Consider the following 13,969-nt stretch of genomic DNA (forward strand, 5'->3'; position numbering starts at 1 on the left):
ACTCTACTCTTACACAGGAAAAAACATGAAAAAACGAGTGTTACCTGCCATGCTCGCCACATTATGCTGGCACGCATCGGGAGCTGAACTGGTACAGGATGGCCAGTTCGAGCAACAAACACTGGCTGAAGCACAGTTAAGTCACACCTCTGCTGTCTGGACATTTTCCGATAGTCAGGCGGGGATCATTAACCTCTCCGCAACTCATTATGCCGATCATCAGGCCGTAAATAACGTCGCCTTTATTGGTCAGGGTGCATCCCTGAGCCAGGCCCTGCCTGTGCCATTGAGTTTAACCAACAACTACATGATCCAGGCTAAATTGGGCGTGCGCGCCAGTGTTAACCCGGCCAACTTTAGAGTTGGCTTTCGCATTGCAGAGCACTTTGTTGATGTCACTCCTGATCTCACATTAGTCGAAGGGGCATTTGTCCAGCTCGATGTGACCTTTGAGCCGACCGAGGCGCATCGTGCGCTTGCTGAGTTAACTGATACGATGGCACTGGAAATACACAATACCAGCATTGATGCCAACACCATTGACGTAGATGCCATCTCCGTAGTTAGCCTGGCTAAACCACTGGATGATGACGGCGATGGCATGACCAATGACTGGGAAATTCGCTATGGACTCAATCCGGCAGATGCAAGTGATGCCGGTGCAGATTTAGATCAGGATAGCGCCAGTAACTTAGCTGAGTTTCTGGCCAATACTGACCCCACTGATCCCAACAGTTACCCGGCATTATTTGAGCCACTGGCGCAGGCCAACCTGGAAATACCCGGCGCCCTGAGATTAACGCCCAATGCCAGTGCACCAGTCCCTTGCAACCCAGAGCACACAGGCTCGATATACTACAGCAGTGTAGATAAGCAAATTTTTAGCTGTGATGGCGCACTCTGGCGCGAGTTACAAGGTGAACAGGGTTTACAGGGCGAGCAAGGGCTTCAGGGGCCACAAGGTGAACAAGGTTTGCAAGGGCCACAAGGTTTGCAAGGGCCACAAGGTGAGCGCGGACAACAAGGAGAACCAGGCATACAGGGGCCACAAGGTGAACAAGGCCTGCAAGGACCCAAAGGAGATCAGGGTCTGCCTGGCACCACACATTGGCGTGATGGTGCAACAACCGTATCAACCACCGTTTCCGTCGGTGTGGGCACCCAGTCACCCAGTGCAGCGCTGGAAGTCATTGGTAATGCCATCGCCAACGATCCTATCGCGCCAAACCATCTGGTTACCAAACGGTATGTTGATAATGCCAGTCAGTCTCTGGAAGCCAAATATGCCCGTTTACTGGACATGGTTAACGTCCTCAATCAGGAAGTGTATCCCAGTGATGGGATCAGCTGTGAAAGCATTGCCCTTAGTGACCCAACTGCAACATCCAACTTATATCTGATTGATGCGGACGGCCCCGGTGGCGCACCTGCTATCCAGTACTTCTGTCACTTTGAAGACCTGACACTCTCCCGCCCGGTTGTCACCGATGGTGATACCACTGGCGCTAATAATAACATTGCCCTAGTCTACACGAATTCACTCTCACCGGGTAATTACACCGCCAGTGGCACCGTTAACCAGTTCAGTCCGGCTGGTGCATTTGACGGCCACCTGTATTACACGGATCCAAATCCGAAAATTAACCCTCAGGCAGGTGAACTGCTGACGCACGGGATCTGGCTTGGCCCAACCAATAGTAACGAGTGGTTGCAAGTCTCCTTTGCCAGAAAAGCCGTGATCACCGGGTTCAGCACTCAAGTGTCGATGAAGCACGCAGAGTTTTCGCCCCGGACACCCAAAGAGGTGATTTTTCAGGTATCAGACGATGGCATCACGTTCACCGATCATGAAACCATTACGATGGAAAAAGGAACCAGTCAGGTTAAGCTCTCTAAAGCGGCGTTGGGGAGCAGCTTCCGGCTGCTGGTGCTGAGCACCCATGGCTCTGGCGACTATACTCAAATCGATGAAATGGAATATTACGGCTTTTTTATCGACGAATTTGCCGATAACAGCCCGCAGGCACAGGGTAAAACCTGCCATGATATTCAACAAACCAACCCGACCAGCCAGTCAGGCTACTACACCATAGACCCGGATGGCGCGGGCAGTGTTGCCCCGTTTGTGGCGTATTGTGATATGGAAACCCTGGGCGGTGGCTGGACACTGTTTGCCAACCATGCCGATGGTATTGAACGAAAGCTGATCCGTGAGCCTGTCAGAGTCGATCAATATGGTGTGCTTGAGTCTTCAAGATGGCAGGCACTGCGCGCTGCGATGACGGAAGGACTGATGTTTGTTGATGAGCATAGCAAAGTATCGATGATCTCTGCCTTCAATGTCACCAACCCAACTGGCGTAGGATGTCAGGGGCTACTGGACGACACCGCGGCAGACTTAACGGCAACTTTCGACAACACGCCTCATATAGAGGGTCTGAATATTTTCAGATCTGAGCCCACCGGCGTGCCCTGTAGTTATGTCGATAGCGGCACTTTCACGATGGCTGCTCTGGCTGACAATACCGGATATTATCAATGGGATATTGCCGGTGCGGCTATTTTTAATGGCAATCCGGAGCGACAATTTACCATCTGGCCATACTCTACGCTGTATTCTCACACTGAGCAGGATGTGCTGAAGTACTATATTAAATAACACACAACAGGTGCTGTTTAATAAACACATTAGACAGCACCGTTAACCTCTCAGCCAATTCCAAGACTTACATTGACACGCCCCACGGCAAACATTTCTTACATATCTTTCTAATGCATATATGGGCGCTCCGGCAATGTATCCTAAATACAACCTAACGACAGATAGCACACATTTTACCTACCAATTTGAGATAGTTATCTGGTACTTCTTTACATTAAAAGATCGTAAGAAAAAGCTTGGTTCTGTATAATAAACAATTAGGCGTGGGACCGCTAAAGCTTGACTCCGCTTCACTACACCGTTTGGCCACGCATTATCAGCCCCTTATTAGGGCGTTAAGTTAAAAGCTAACTATGAGGTAAATTTTGAAAATTAAAGCACTCGTTATAAGTTCAACATTGGCGATTTGTTCATTTGTTACTCATGCAGGCTCCTGGAGCGGTACGACTTATGTTAAGGAAATCTATGCTCACTCAACAAATAATGTTGATGGAACGATATACTTCAAATTCGCTTCAATGAAAAATCCATACAATTGCGAGCAGTCTGACTTAATCGCTCTGAAGAAGTCCAACAAAGTATTTTCTGAATTGTACTCGCTCATATTGGCTGCATTTGCAACCGACCAAAAAGTAAACTACTACGTCAATGGCTGTGATCAGCATGGTTACCCAGAACTAATTCACGCAAACGTATCTATGTAGATATTACCTATAAAGCCAATCACAAGACTTTACAGACGCAGCGAGCATTTTGTATTGGGCAGACAAAACACTGCCCATTTACAAGTGGATGACAGCATAATTGGTAAATTGGCAGGTCAATTGAGAGCACTTTCAATATGTAGCTCCACGCTTCCTGATAAGCTCTGAATAGTTAAAGCCGTAAGTATAAACTCGAAATCCCGACAAATCGTCCGGGCCGGGCAATACCAAAGCACACTCGGCCTAAAATTAAATATACCGAGATAACACTATATCAACCCAGTAATCGCTCGCACTGAGTCAAGTTGGCGCGTCGTCTTTTATGAAGATGCTCACAGTAATCTGTCATCGCTTGCTTTCGCCCTACCGCGCCATGGAAGACCTTCGTAAACTGCGTAGTAAGCTTGAGCCAGTTGTCTGGCTCTATTTGCAATCGTGTCAGCAAAAGCTGGCTATCGCTGATATAACCCCGCTTATCTGCACGCATACATCGGCCTGTTAATTCAACTAGCTGTATGTAATAGGTCAGCTCAAACGGCAGTCCTTTGGGCATATGCTTTCTTGGGTTACCCGCAAAACGCAGCAGGCTTTTTGGTTGCTTGCCTTGCTGTGCATGCTCAATACGCTTTTTAATGCTGGTGTAGTCTGACGTTTCCGGGGTTGCTGCCATTTTGGCTCTGACTGGGTTCAGGTCAACATAAGCCAGACACGCTGCCAGTGCCGCTTCATCCAGTAAGGCCTGTGACTTAAATCGCCCTTCCCAAAACCGGCCTGTACAACCATCTTCTTTATTAGCCTTGCGGGCAATGTCTTCATTCAACACCCGCATGAACCAGCTGATGCTCGCAAGGCGTATTCTGAACTCTCTGATGTCTCCATCAAGCATATTGCGCTCTGACTCGCTCAGCGCATCACCATTGACGAATTTGTGCGTCAACCAGTTGCCCTTAAACAACTTATGCCAGCGAAGAACGATTGCTTTATCTGATAACCTTTGTGCTTTCTTATCATCTACATACAGCACAACATGCGTGTGATTGCTCATCACCGCGTAGCCACACACATCAATGCAAAACACCTTCGCAAGGGTCAGTAATTTTTCCTCAACCCAATCTCTACGATGTTCAAAAGACTTGCCCGTTACGCGGTCTACGCCGCACAGAAATGCCCGGCGAACACACCGGGATATACAGTGGTAAAACTTTGTATCTGATAAGCTGACCTGTCTCTTCCTTGAAATTGGCATAATCCAGCATCCTCAATCCATTGAGTATTGTCTAAAGGTAGACGACGTACATTCCGCACGTCAATTTCGGGTGGGTGTCTCTGTTTGTCTGCCAGCGAAGAACGATTGCTTTATCTGTTAACCTCTGCGCTTTCTTGTCATCTACATACAGCACGATATGCGTGTGATTGCTCATCACCGCGTAGCCACACACTTCAATGCAAAACACCTTCTCAAGGGTCAGCAATTTTTCCTCACCCCAATCTCTACGATGTTCAAAAGACTTGCCCGTTACGCGGTCTACGCCGCACAGAAATGCCCGGCAAACACACCGGGATATACAGTGGTAATACTTTGTATCTGACAAGCTGACCTGTCTCTTCCTTGCCATTGACATAATCCAGCACCCTCAATCCATTGAGTATTACCTAAAGGTAGACGGCGTACCTTACATACGCCAATTTAGGGTGGGTGTCCATTCAACCTACATTCATAAGACTTGCCCGTAACGCGGTCGTTGCCGCACAGAAATGCCCGACGAACACACCGGGATATGCAGTGATAGTACTTAGTGTCTGATAGGCTGACCTGCTTCTTCCTTGCCATTGGCATAATCTAGCATCCTCAATCCATTGAGCATTATCTAAAGGTAGACGGCGTACATTCCGTACGCCAGTTTAGGGTGGGTGTCCTTATAACTTTATGGTTGCACAGAAAAAAGGCGCTCACTGAGCGCCGATTTTGAATGGGTGTCACCCTAAATTATCCATTGCAGTTGGCATAATTTGTCATCCTCAATCCATTGAGCATTACCTAAAGGTAGACGGCGTACATCCCGTACGCCAGTTTAGGGTGGGTGTCCATGTAACTACTTGTAACGTGTAACTCTAACGAGTTACTCCACTTTCAAGATAAACCATCCATCCTCTAACGAGGTATAACTATAAGATTTATCAACTATAAGCTCACTATCGTCAGAGTAATATACCAAATATGTTTCTTGGCAATTGCTCAAAGCTAAACACCCCCCCTCCATGTAAAGCGACACAACGACGTGCGAAAGGCCAATGTGCTCCTTGTGATGAAAAACCACTTGTTCCGATTTGACCCCTAATACTTGAAACATCGCTTTCATACTCGATGCTATTCTTTCTTTTTGAGATCTAGATTCAAACTTTCCCTGCATTGATGCTGGGAAATCTCTTAACCCTATTTCACTATGGATGCTATAACCTCTAGCGTATTTAGCAATAGTGTTAAAGTGCTGCTTGTTTTCATTGAACCAGCCTTTCAACTGCCTATTATCTAGCCCATAGTATTGCTCACAACCAGATAATAGAACTACCAGAGAAAAAATAAACAACACTCTATTGGCAGCTGTTACCAAAACACCCGTATACGAAGCTCGCAAAACTATGTCCTCTCATTATAGATATGGAATCACCAGGATTATCTCCCCATGTCCAGCCTGAATTAGTGATATTCGTTGCAGATTCATTATTAAGCAAATGATAACGTCCTGCACTAGATATTATTGCATGGATATGATTCCCACCTTTCTGCTTCCAAGCTTGATATTGTCCGGCACCATACATAGACATAGCAAGAGAATGGCCACTCGCCGCAGCAACAATTCCAAAATGAACATTACCAAAATCATCCATTCTCTCACTTCCGAATTCTTGGACTAGAAATGGATAGTTTTTTGGGCTCTTATAATCCCATTTACCACCTGTTTTGACGGCATCTACAAATTCTTGCAAACTCATTTCGTTTGCATCTGCAACATTACGAGTGATATCAATATTCCCAGCTTCCAGAATATCCCCATATTTTTCATAAAAGGACTTGTAAACTTGGTTTCTTCTGGCCGCAGGCCCCTCAGCATTCAACAAGTGCATCATAGCAGCTGTTCTTGCACCATTTGAGAACTTACCACCGGTAATAGCACTTGCCGTACCACCAACAATAGCTGCTACAGTCGTCCGCCCGGCAATTGCCGTCCAGTCGCGGTTATTCATATTAAACCCGGCATTGCCCATGGCCATTTTTGTAAAGCCAGCCGAAATAAATCCATGGCCAAATTTGCCTCCAGATGCAACCGAGGAAACCCCGCCAACTAGAGCGTGGCTGCCTGCCCATTGTAATTGCTGACCGAGTCTTAAGTCTCCAAAACCAAAATCTTTAGTAATACCAAATTTAGCTTTAAAATGCTCACCCACTTGTTGAAAAGCTGCTGCGGTTAGCCCGGCTATTGCTCCGGCTTTAAATGCTTGTGATGAGGACCCCCCCATTGCTCTGGTGAATTCATAGCTCCAGTAAGCTGAACAGGCCGGTGCACAGAAAGACGCAGCAATACTACCCACAACACTCACCATTTCAGCGCCAAACATCTTAGCTGCACCTCGGATCAAATTCCTCTGAACCTTTTTAAACGGATTAAAAGAAATATAACCACTCGGATCAATCCGGCTAAGCGGGTTGTTCAGTACATAGCTGTACGCGTTGTAACTCTGGATGTTACTCGGCGCCTGAATAAACGGATCCGCCTGCATAAACCGGCCGGTGTCTGCATCGTAAATCCGACCATTCATATGAACTAATCGGGATTGTGGAATATAACCTTATGATTTATTTGTCATCCCTGACTAAACTTGCTAAATCATTGCTTCATATTTACGTAGGTGGGAAACCAAGGTAGGTAGCTTTTGCCGTTGCAAGCAATCCAGATATTCACTGGCTGTCATGGGTGGGTTTTTAAGTGACCGTCTTTGCCGTTGGGCTGCCAATATGGCTGCACTGGGGTCTAGCTCAAACATATCAGATAAGAAATTGTCTGGATGGATTGCACTCAGGTCAAATGGTGCCAATTTATCATCCGGAAAGTCTTTCAAATTAAATGTAATTATCCCCTCTGCCTGACCCTTAACAGCTGCGGCCACAACATGCCTGTCATCTTTATCAGGCAAATTTATGCCATCAATCAGCGGCTCATACCCTTCAATTAAACAATCAGGGACATGCGCGTTCATTAACTGCCTTGTTCTGTCGAGCTTTTTAGGGTCCATTTCCGGGTTGTTTAATAGTAAATTGCGGATCCATTCATCATGTATCTGTTCCGTCCAGCGGGCTCTAAATAACCCCGTTAAAGTCAGGTGCATCAAATAGCTGCGCAAGGGAGCCGGATACATTACACACGCATCCAGGATTACCGTGTATGTTGACATGGTGATTAATATCCTAATCCTAATTCCTGATCTAGATCCGTCAACTCATCCAGAGCAGCAAGGCGTTTTGCTTCAATATCCTGCTTATATTTCATCACCTGCGCAAACTCAATTTTGCGCCTGTTGCCCGTTCTTGTATACGGAATGTCTCCCTGATCCAATATCTTAATCAGTGTAGGGCGAGACATATTCAACATATCTGCGGCTTCCTGAGTCGTTAGCTCCGCGTGGATAGGTGTAATGTTTACACTGTTGCCTTGTCCCAGCTGCGTCAGGACTTCGATCATCAATTGAACGGCACTGGCTGGCAATTTTAGCTGATGACTTTCCCCATCTTTGCCCACCACACTCAATTCTTGTACTTCGCCATTCGCTTCTAATACTGCGGAAAGCTCCTGGCTACATAGTTTTGCTAATGCGACTTCTTCTGCGCTTGGCAGCGATTTTACATTTAACATGGTCACTTGCTCTGTTCGTCTGTTCGTCTGTTCGTCTGTTCGTCTGTTCGTCTGTTCGTCTGTTCGTCTGTTCGTCTGTTCGTCTGTTCGTCTGTTCGTCTGTTCGTCTGTTCGTCTGGCGATAGCTTCTTGTGCGCTTAGCTTGATTTCAAGCCTGGAAAGCATCCCATTTATCACGCTTTAATATTATCCGAAATATTCGAAAACGGCAAGATTCGAAATATTCGAAACCACCACTTTAAAGAAAAGGCCGCAATGCGGCCAGTTATCAGAGTTTGTGTCTTGCCAACGGGTGGGCTCGCAAATATATCTTTCGTACATGGCATAAGCTGACATGCACGTATACCTGGGTAGTCGAAATATCTGCATGCCCCAGTATCATCTGTATCGCTCTCAAGTCTGCACCGCCTTCATATAAATGCGTGGCTGCGGCATGGCGAAGCTGGTTACAGGCTCCCCCTTTGGTGATCCCGGCCTTTTTAATATAACCTGCGATCAGCTCAGAGAGCTGAGTCGGCCTGAATGGTTTACCAAGAGTGGCAACAAATACGGTATTCCCAGAGCAAAGCGTTGTCAGCTTGGGTCTGATCTGATTGATATAGACGCGCAGCTTTTCACATGTATCCGGCGCAATGGGAACAAGCCGATCTTTAAACCCTTTACCATGGCACACTTTCAACTGCTGTTGAGGCAAATCTACATTGTCCATTGTCAGATCAGCGAGTTCTGAACGTCTTAGTGCCGTTGCATAATAGAGTTCCAGCATGATTGCATCTCTCATACCCATTGCCGTTTCAGTGTCAGGCTGATGAATTATACGCTTGACCTCATCCACGCTTAGTACAGGCCTTGGCAGCACCCTACCACAACGTGGTAGCTCCAGCTTCTCAAAACCCGAGTCGGTTATCAGCGACCTGTTAAACAATGCCCTTAGAAACAACTTAACAGCGGTCAGCCGGTTGCGGATTGTACCTCTGCACAGGCGCTGTCCGCTGCGGGTTCTGTACTGATTCAGGAAGCACTAATAATGCTCACAGATCGCAAGATCTATATCCATCACAGACGACACCTGATGTTGTTCGCACCAAGCGGAAAACAACGATAAGTTAGAGGCTTTTGCCGCAACCGTTTTATCGCTCTGACCTCTGGCACTGCATAGTTGCAAGTAAAATGGAATACAGCCTGACAGAGCCATATCTGGTGGAGGGTTAAGCATAATGACCTCCCATTTTTGCTAACAAAAACTCAAATGGCGCATAGTAGATACCTGCACGATACCAAAACACCATACTTGGCCGTGCCCTGCTAGCCTGTCGTCGAAATCGCACGCCACAGGCACTACATACCACACCATTGAGATCAAAGCAGGGTTCCACTACACAACCAGCAAATGCTTCATGCCCGGATCTTCTGAGTAACTGCATAGCCTGCAAGCGACCCCGCACAAGTCCGCCCAGTGCTGTTCTGGCACAAGGTAAAACTTTATTCAATGAGCGGTCTGAATAGCCCATGTATTTTTGAAGAATTCTTGCTTCATCAATGCCCTGGCTTCTCAGCAACTCAAGCACTTGTGGCATTTCCAGCAGCTTTTGGTGGTAATGCTGAAATAGCTGCTCTGCGATTTGTCCATCTGATGTTTTTGGCATGGAACGCGAATCGTTAAGGGAGTTGGCGTGAGCTGTCATGACTTGCCCTCCCTGAGCGGAGAATGCAACTTGCGCATTGATTCGCCATGCAACTGAATGATATGGGCCCGATGTACAATACGGTCCATGATGGCATCCGCAACAGTGGGCTCACCAATATACTCATGCCATTGCTCAACCGGCAGCTGGGAGGTGATAATAAACGAACCTGATTCAACCCTATCCTCAACCAAATCAAGCAGGTCATGCCGATTGCCATCACTCATAGGGCTCAGACCGAAGTCATCTAAAATGATGACCTTATATCTGGAGAGTTTATTGCGCAACTTCGGCAAAGATCCATCCCTATGTGCAATGGCCATTTCCTCAAATAACAAGCCGCTTCGATAGTAATGCACTGATCGCATCTGATTAATAGCCTGATTTGCCAGTGCACAGGCAAGCCAGCTTTTACCAACGCCGGTTGGACCTGTAATAACAAGAAACTGATTTTGCGAAATCCAGTCGCAGGTGATTAATGTCGCCAGATAGCCCTTGTCTATTCCCCGATTGGCCTGGTAATCAATATTCTCAACACAGGCATAGCTTTGTTTTAGTCTTGCATCTCGTTTTAACCGCTCTCGCTTTTTCACGTCTCTCGACTGCATTTCGGCATTCGTCAGATACGCTAAGGTATCCAGCAAAGGCCATTCACACATTTGCGGCGTCAGTAGTACTTTTTGCAACGCCTCGCTGACTCCATGTAACCGAAGCGCCTTAAGGTTGTCATAAACAGTTTGCTCGTTACTCATGGCCATCACCCTCGCCACTGTAATAATTTGCTCCACGTACATTATGATGCAGTGGCAGTGATAACTGAGTTACCTCTTCATTTGTATCCGTTTTATCAAGGTTACACTGCAATATAGAGCGCACACTACTCGCTGTCAGCGATTGGATTTCACAGGCGCATTTACATGCACTTTCCAAGCGGTTCGCTCCATATTGTCCGAGCAATTTTTGCAGCTGGGCGCAAGCTTTACACCCCTTCAACGAGTGGTCAGCCTGTTCTGAAAATTGCGCGGTGACTACTGAAACCGTACAAGAGCCAACCCCTTCAGCCCACTTTAAAAAACTCTCTCTTGATTGCTCTGCATAGGCTCTGTGGCTTTTAGGCCTGTGCCGATTCTCTGTTGTTGCACCACCCTGAACATGGCTGCGGACATGAATGGCAACTTGCTTATGATGGCAGTAGACTTCTACTTTTTTTGGACAGACTTTGATATCAACGTACTGATGCGCAAACTCAAAGGGAACAGAATACGCGTGACCATAAACGTACACATGGTAGTCTCTGTCTACTTTTTGATGATGGATCCAGTGACCAATATCAAAAGGCTCGGCAGTCAGGGGCATGAGTGTCTCAGATTCCTGAGTCTCGAACCGGGAACGCCTGCACCCTTCGTAGCGTTTAAACGGTCGATTGTTTAGTACTTCAAGCAGCTCCCTGATCGCCACATTCATCTCTTCTAAACTAAAGAACTGCCGCCGCCGAAGGACCACGGTGATCCAACGAGTGACCAGCAAAACTCCGATTTCCGCCAATGATTTGTCTTGCGGTCTGCGCACCCGTGCGGGTTCTATCACAAACCCGTAGTGCTCCGACATCTCCTGATAACTTCGATTAATAACCGGAAACTTACCAGGCTTAGTGACGGCGGATTTTAAGTTATCAGGGACTATCAGCTGTGGGACACCTCCAAAATAATTGAGCATCTGCTGATGCGCATACAACCAACTTTCCATCTTCTGGTTTAGCACAGCAATGGCGAATATCAGCTGTGAATGACCTAAAACGCCCACAAATAGCTCGGCAAACTGCTGTTTCCCAAACTTAAGCTTTGTCCATGATGGGCGCTTTCCCGCAAAATCAACAAAGGCCACTTCTCCGGGTGCATAGTGCTGCCGCATCGTGATATCAATTGATTTAATATAGTTACGGTAGTAGTGCGTGAACTGGGAATAACAATAGGCATCTTTGGGATTTGCTCTTCGATATTCCTCCCATAGCTGTATTAACGTTTGGTGTCTCAGCTGCATAAGCCCATGAATATAAGGCCAATCTGGCTGGCGACGTTGAAAGGCGTTTGCTTTGTGCGTAGTGAACAGGCTATTGAGTTGATTGTCATCAGACTCATCCAATGCTTGTATTGTCAGGGGCTGACTTTGCAACTTCTTTCGATAGCGTTTGACTGTATTTGGAGCCAATCCGCTCAGGTTTGCAATGTAACCATTGGAGTAATTTGTATTTAACAATAAACGTAATAAATTACGTAACTTATGTGCGTCCATAATAGGACTCCTTAATTTCTGAAACAACGAAATCAAGGCACATAAACGCCCAGGCCGGATATGTCACCCAGCTTGACAGTCTGGCGCTGGACAGCTTTAATTAAGGTGTCGAGCCAATCAAATTTCGACAACCCAGAAGAAGTCAGCATCGGCAAAATGCTGGCTTTTTCGCTATCTGTGCCTTGGAAAAGGGTTAATTACTAATAAACTCGTCGAGTAATCACCTCCCCAATATCAATTACAGTGTGCGCTACGGCTGCTTATGACGCATGGTTGCCAGGAAATCAGCCACATCTTTGACATACGCATAACGACCCCGACGATTTTCCATCGTGTATAAAGGCACGGGTACTGTTTTTCGGTGTATTGCCTGCCTGAACGCATCAAGGCTCGAGTAACCCAATGCCGTACTCAAATTTTCTCCAGATAGAACTGGAGAGCCATAAAGCCGTAATAGCTGTGTTTCAAAATCTTCAGCCAACATATACATATCTTTACTCCCGTCTGAGTTTGCCGTCATATCGCTTGTAGTAATTGGTTAGAGACTAAAACAAAGTGTAGACCCTATGCCCACCTGCGAAAACTGTCTTCTGTACTATGCTTTATGGAATGAATTCGCTGCGAAATAAACATCAAAAAGCATAATAATCAAAACGTTAATTAATTTTTCTTGGAGTTGTTCATGCGCATGCCTAATTTGGAGCAGAGAATGAGTTTGACTCAATTCAGGTCCCTTAAAAGAGAAATTAAGCTATTGGCAACCAGATACTGGCTCGGATTAATATTGACTCGACTCGGGTTGAACAGTTTGAACCAATTAAGCGATTTGATTAAAAAGCGAGAGATGGGAAATTGCTCGGCCAGTTTTTTATATAAAAAATGGAACGAGAGCCCTGTTGGCAGTATGGCTAAGATCCAGTTACTAGATAACCTGGTTCCGGGGTCATCTGGATGCCTGCTCAATCCGCTGTGGAGCCTGCTGAACAACCCTGAACAATGCGTAAAAAATATAGATTCATTTCTGTGCTCTCTGGATTCACGAGTCACTTGCAAAATCTTTGAACCAAATACTGATTTGGCTCACCCCTGTCGCACCCAGCACGTAAACGCAAGCCAACTGCGGCACATTGCTAATTTCGTAACGCCAGATGCATTCACTTGCTTGCTCTTATTGTCACTCGCCCCTGGGGACAACAAAATGCTTCTGGAGAGGTTTGCACACCAGCACTTCGTGCAACTCACGACATTTACACCATTTAGCTTTATTCAGTCAAAGTTATATGACTGTGTGTACGAATTGTTTTTCTCAAAAGCAAAGAGGCAAATTAAAGAAGGGCTGCACAGCTTTACCATCAGAAAAGATTTAGATTCATCGGAATATATTCGGATCTTTCACTTTTTCACCCCTGTACCGACAGGATACCTGACAGCACTGAGCGAATACTATTGGGATGTTGCACAAGACATGGTATCGCTCGGTTTAATTAATGATGATCCATTTAACAAAATGTTGTTTAGCAATTTATATAGCAACTCTGACCAAGGGTGGGTAAAGGCGGGCATTGCCGGGCTAAAACACGGTCACTCTGAAGATCATAGCAATGGATGGCTGCCAAAAATACTACACAGCATCAAGTACCTTCAACGCCTCCAATCATGAGTGCAAATAAAAACAGCGTGATAAGCAGACCAAATAAGTAGAACTATGCAGTGGCT

At 46.2% G+C, this 13,969-nt stretch carries 14 protein-coding genes and 2 pseudogenes; 3 read left to right on the forward strand and 13 right to left on the reverse strand.

Going from position 1 to position 13,969, the window contains the following annotated elements; genetic code table 11:
* The first annotated feature begins 25 nt into the window (after nt 1-25).
* On the forward strand, nt 26-2,659 hold the full coding sequence (locus IY568_RS00140; RefSeq protein WP_194866479.1) for a fibrinogen-like YCDxxxxGGGW domain-containing protein: 2,634 nt from the start codon (nt 26-28) through the stop codon (nt 2,657-2,659).
* Between the two features lie 368 nt (nt 2,660-3,027).
* Complete coding sequence (locus IY568_RS00145; RefSeq protein WP_125557953.1) at nt 3,028-3,366, forward strand: hypothetical protein; 339 nt, start codon at nt 3,028-3,030, stop codon at nt 3,364-3,366.
* A 274-nt stretch (nt 3,367-3,640) separates the two neighbouring features.
* On the opposite strand, the gene IY568_RS00150 is transcribed toward IY568_RS00145, so the two are convergent.
* From IY568_RS00150 to IY568_RS00205, 13 genes and pseudogenes are all read right to left on the reverse strand, one after another.
* On the reverse strand, nt 3,641-4,612 hold the full coding sequence (locus IY568_RS00150) for a transposase (protein ID WP_194866480.1): 972 nt from the start codon (nt 4,610-4,612) through the stop codon (nt 3,641-3,643).
* Nucleotides 4,613-4,703: 91 nt separating this feature from the next.
* Nucleotides 4,704-4,988 (reverse strand): annotated as a pseudogene (locus tag IY568_RS00155) (transposase); the annotation flags it as partial.
* A gap of 86 nt (nt 4,989-5,074) precedes the next feature.
* A pseudogene (locus IY568_RS24580) lies at nt 5,075-5,203 on the reverse strand (transposase); the annotation flags it as partial.
* Nucleotides 5,204-5,486: 283 nt separating this feature from the next.
* Nucleotides 5,487-6,002, reverse strand: a complete 516-nt coding sequence (locus IY568_RS00160) for a hypothetical protein (RefSeq protein ID WP_194866683.1) — start codon at nt 6,000-6,002, stop codon at nt 5,487-5,489.
* Complete coding sequence (locus tag IY568_RS25210) at nt 5,959-7,209, reverse strand: RHS repeat-associated core domain-containing protein (RefSeq protein ID WP_323744709.1); 1,251 nt, start codon at nt 7,207-7,209, stop codon at nt 5,959-5,961. The genes IY568_RS00160 and IY568_RS25210 overlap by 44 nt, the downstream gene beginning before the upstream one ends.
* 39 nt (nt 7,210-7,248) lie before the next feature.
* On the reverse strand, nt 7,249-7,818 hold the full coding sequence (locus IY568_RS00170) for a PIN domain-containing protein (RefSeq protein WP_194866482.1): 570 nt from the start codon (nt 7,816-7,818) through the stop codon (nt 7,249-7,251).
* Between the two features lie 5 nt (nt 7,819-7,823).
* Nucleotides 7,824-8,276, reverse strand: coding sequence for an excisionase family DNA-binding protein (locus IY568_RS00175; RefSeq protein WP_194866483.1), 453 nt, complete (start codon nt 8,274-8,276; stop codon nt 7,824-7,826).
* A gap of 268 nt (nt 8,277-8,544) precedes the next feature.
* Entirely contained in the window at nt 8,545-9,135 is a 591-nt protein-coding gene (locus IY568_RS00180; protein WP_323744710.1) for a tyrosine-type recombinase/integrase, read from the reverse strand.
* Between the two features lie 162 nt (nt 9,136-9,297).
* Nucleotides 9,298-9,492 carry a hypothetical protein gene (locus IY568_RS00185; RefSeq protein ID WP_194866485.1) on the reverse strand — a complete coding sequence of 65 codons (195 nt, stop codon included), beginning with the start codon at nt 9,490-9,492 and terminating at the stop codon, nt 9,298-9,300.
* Complete coding sequence (locus IY568_RS00190; protein WP_194866486.1) at nt 9,485-9,961, reverse strand: hypothetical protein; 477 nt, start codon at nt 9,959-9,961, stop codon at nt 9,485-9,487. Before IY568_RS00190 ends, IY568_RS00185 begins: the two co-directional genes overlap by 8 nt.
* Nucleotides 9,958-10,713: an IS21-like element helper ATPase IstB gene (gene istB / locus IY568_RS00195; RefSeq protein ID WP_194866487.1), complete on the reverse strand. Its 756-nt coding sequence runs from the start codon at nt 10,711-10,713 to the stop codon at nt 9,958-9,960. Before istB ends, IY568_RS00190 begins: the two co-directional genes overlap by 4 nt.
* Nucleotides 10,706-12,253 carry an IS21 family transposase gene (gene istA, locus IY568_RS00200; RefSeq protein WP_194866488.1) on the reverse strand — a complete coding sequence of 516 codons (1,548 nt, stop codon included), beginning with the start codon at nt 12,251-12,253 and terminating at the stop codon, nt 10,706-10,708. Before istA ends, istB begins: the two co-directional genes overlap by 8 nt.
* Before the next feature lie 250 nt (nt 12,254-12,503).
* Nucleotides 12,504-12,743 carry a hypothetical protein gene (locus tag IY568_RS00205; protein WP_194866489.1) on the reverse strand — a complete coding sequence of 80 codons (240 nt, stop codon included), beginning with the start codon at nt 12,741-12,743 and terminating at the stop codon, nt 12,504-12,506.
* 318 nt (nt 12,744-13,061) lie between these two features.
* Here IY568_RS00205 and IY568_RS00210 point away from each other — a divergent pair, with 318 nt between their 5' ends.
* A complete protein-coding gene (locus tag IY568_RS00210; RefSeq protein ID WP_194866490.1) occupies nt 13,062-13,913 on the forward strand; it encodes a hypothetical protein in 852 nt (283 codons plus the stop codon).
* Nucleotides 13,914-13,969: the final 56 nt, after the last annotated feature.

The organism is Pseudoalteromonas sp. PPB1 (assembly GCF_015356275.1).
GTDB lineage: Bacteria > Pseudomonadota > Gammaproteobacteria > Enterobacterales > Alteromonadaceae > Pseudoalteromonas > Pseudoalteromonas rubra_D.

Coding starts and splice junctions, on each gene's coding strand:
- IY568_RS00140 (WP_194866479.1), top strand. CDS start 26: ATGAAAAAACGAGTGTTACCTGCCATGCTCGCCACATTATGCTGGCAC.
- IY568_RS00150 (WP_194866480.1), bottom strand. CDS start 4,612: ATGCCAATTTCAAGGAAGAGACAGGTCAGCTTATCAGATACAAAGTTT.
- IY568_RS00170 (WP_194866482.1), bottom strand. CDS start 7,818: ATGTCAACATACACGGTAATCCTGGATGCGTGTGTAATGTATCCGGCT.
- IY568_RS00175 (WP_194866483.1), bottom strand. CDS start 8,276: ATGTTAAATGTAAAATCGCTGCCAAGCGCAGAAGAAGTCGCATTAGCA.
- IY568_RS00185 (WP_194866485.1), bottom strand. CDS start 9,492: ATGCTTAACCCTCCACCAGATATGGCTCTGTCAGGCTGTATTCCATTT.
- IY568_RS00190 (WP_194866486.1), bottom strand. CDS start 9,961: ATGACAGCTCACGCCAACTCCCTTAACGATTCGCGTTCCATGCCAAAA.
- istB (WP_194866487.1), bottom strand. CDS start 10,713: ATGAGTAACGAGCAAACTGTTTATGACAACCTTAAGGCGCTTCGGTTA.
- istA (WP_194866488.1), bottom strand. CDS start 12,253: ATGGACGCACATAAGTTACGTAATTTATTACGTTTATTGTTAAATACA.
- IY568_RS00205 (WP_194866489.1), bottom strand. CDS start 12,743: ATGTATATGTTGGCTGAAGATTTTGAAACACAGCTATTACGGCTTTAT.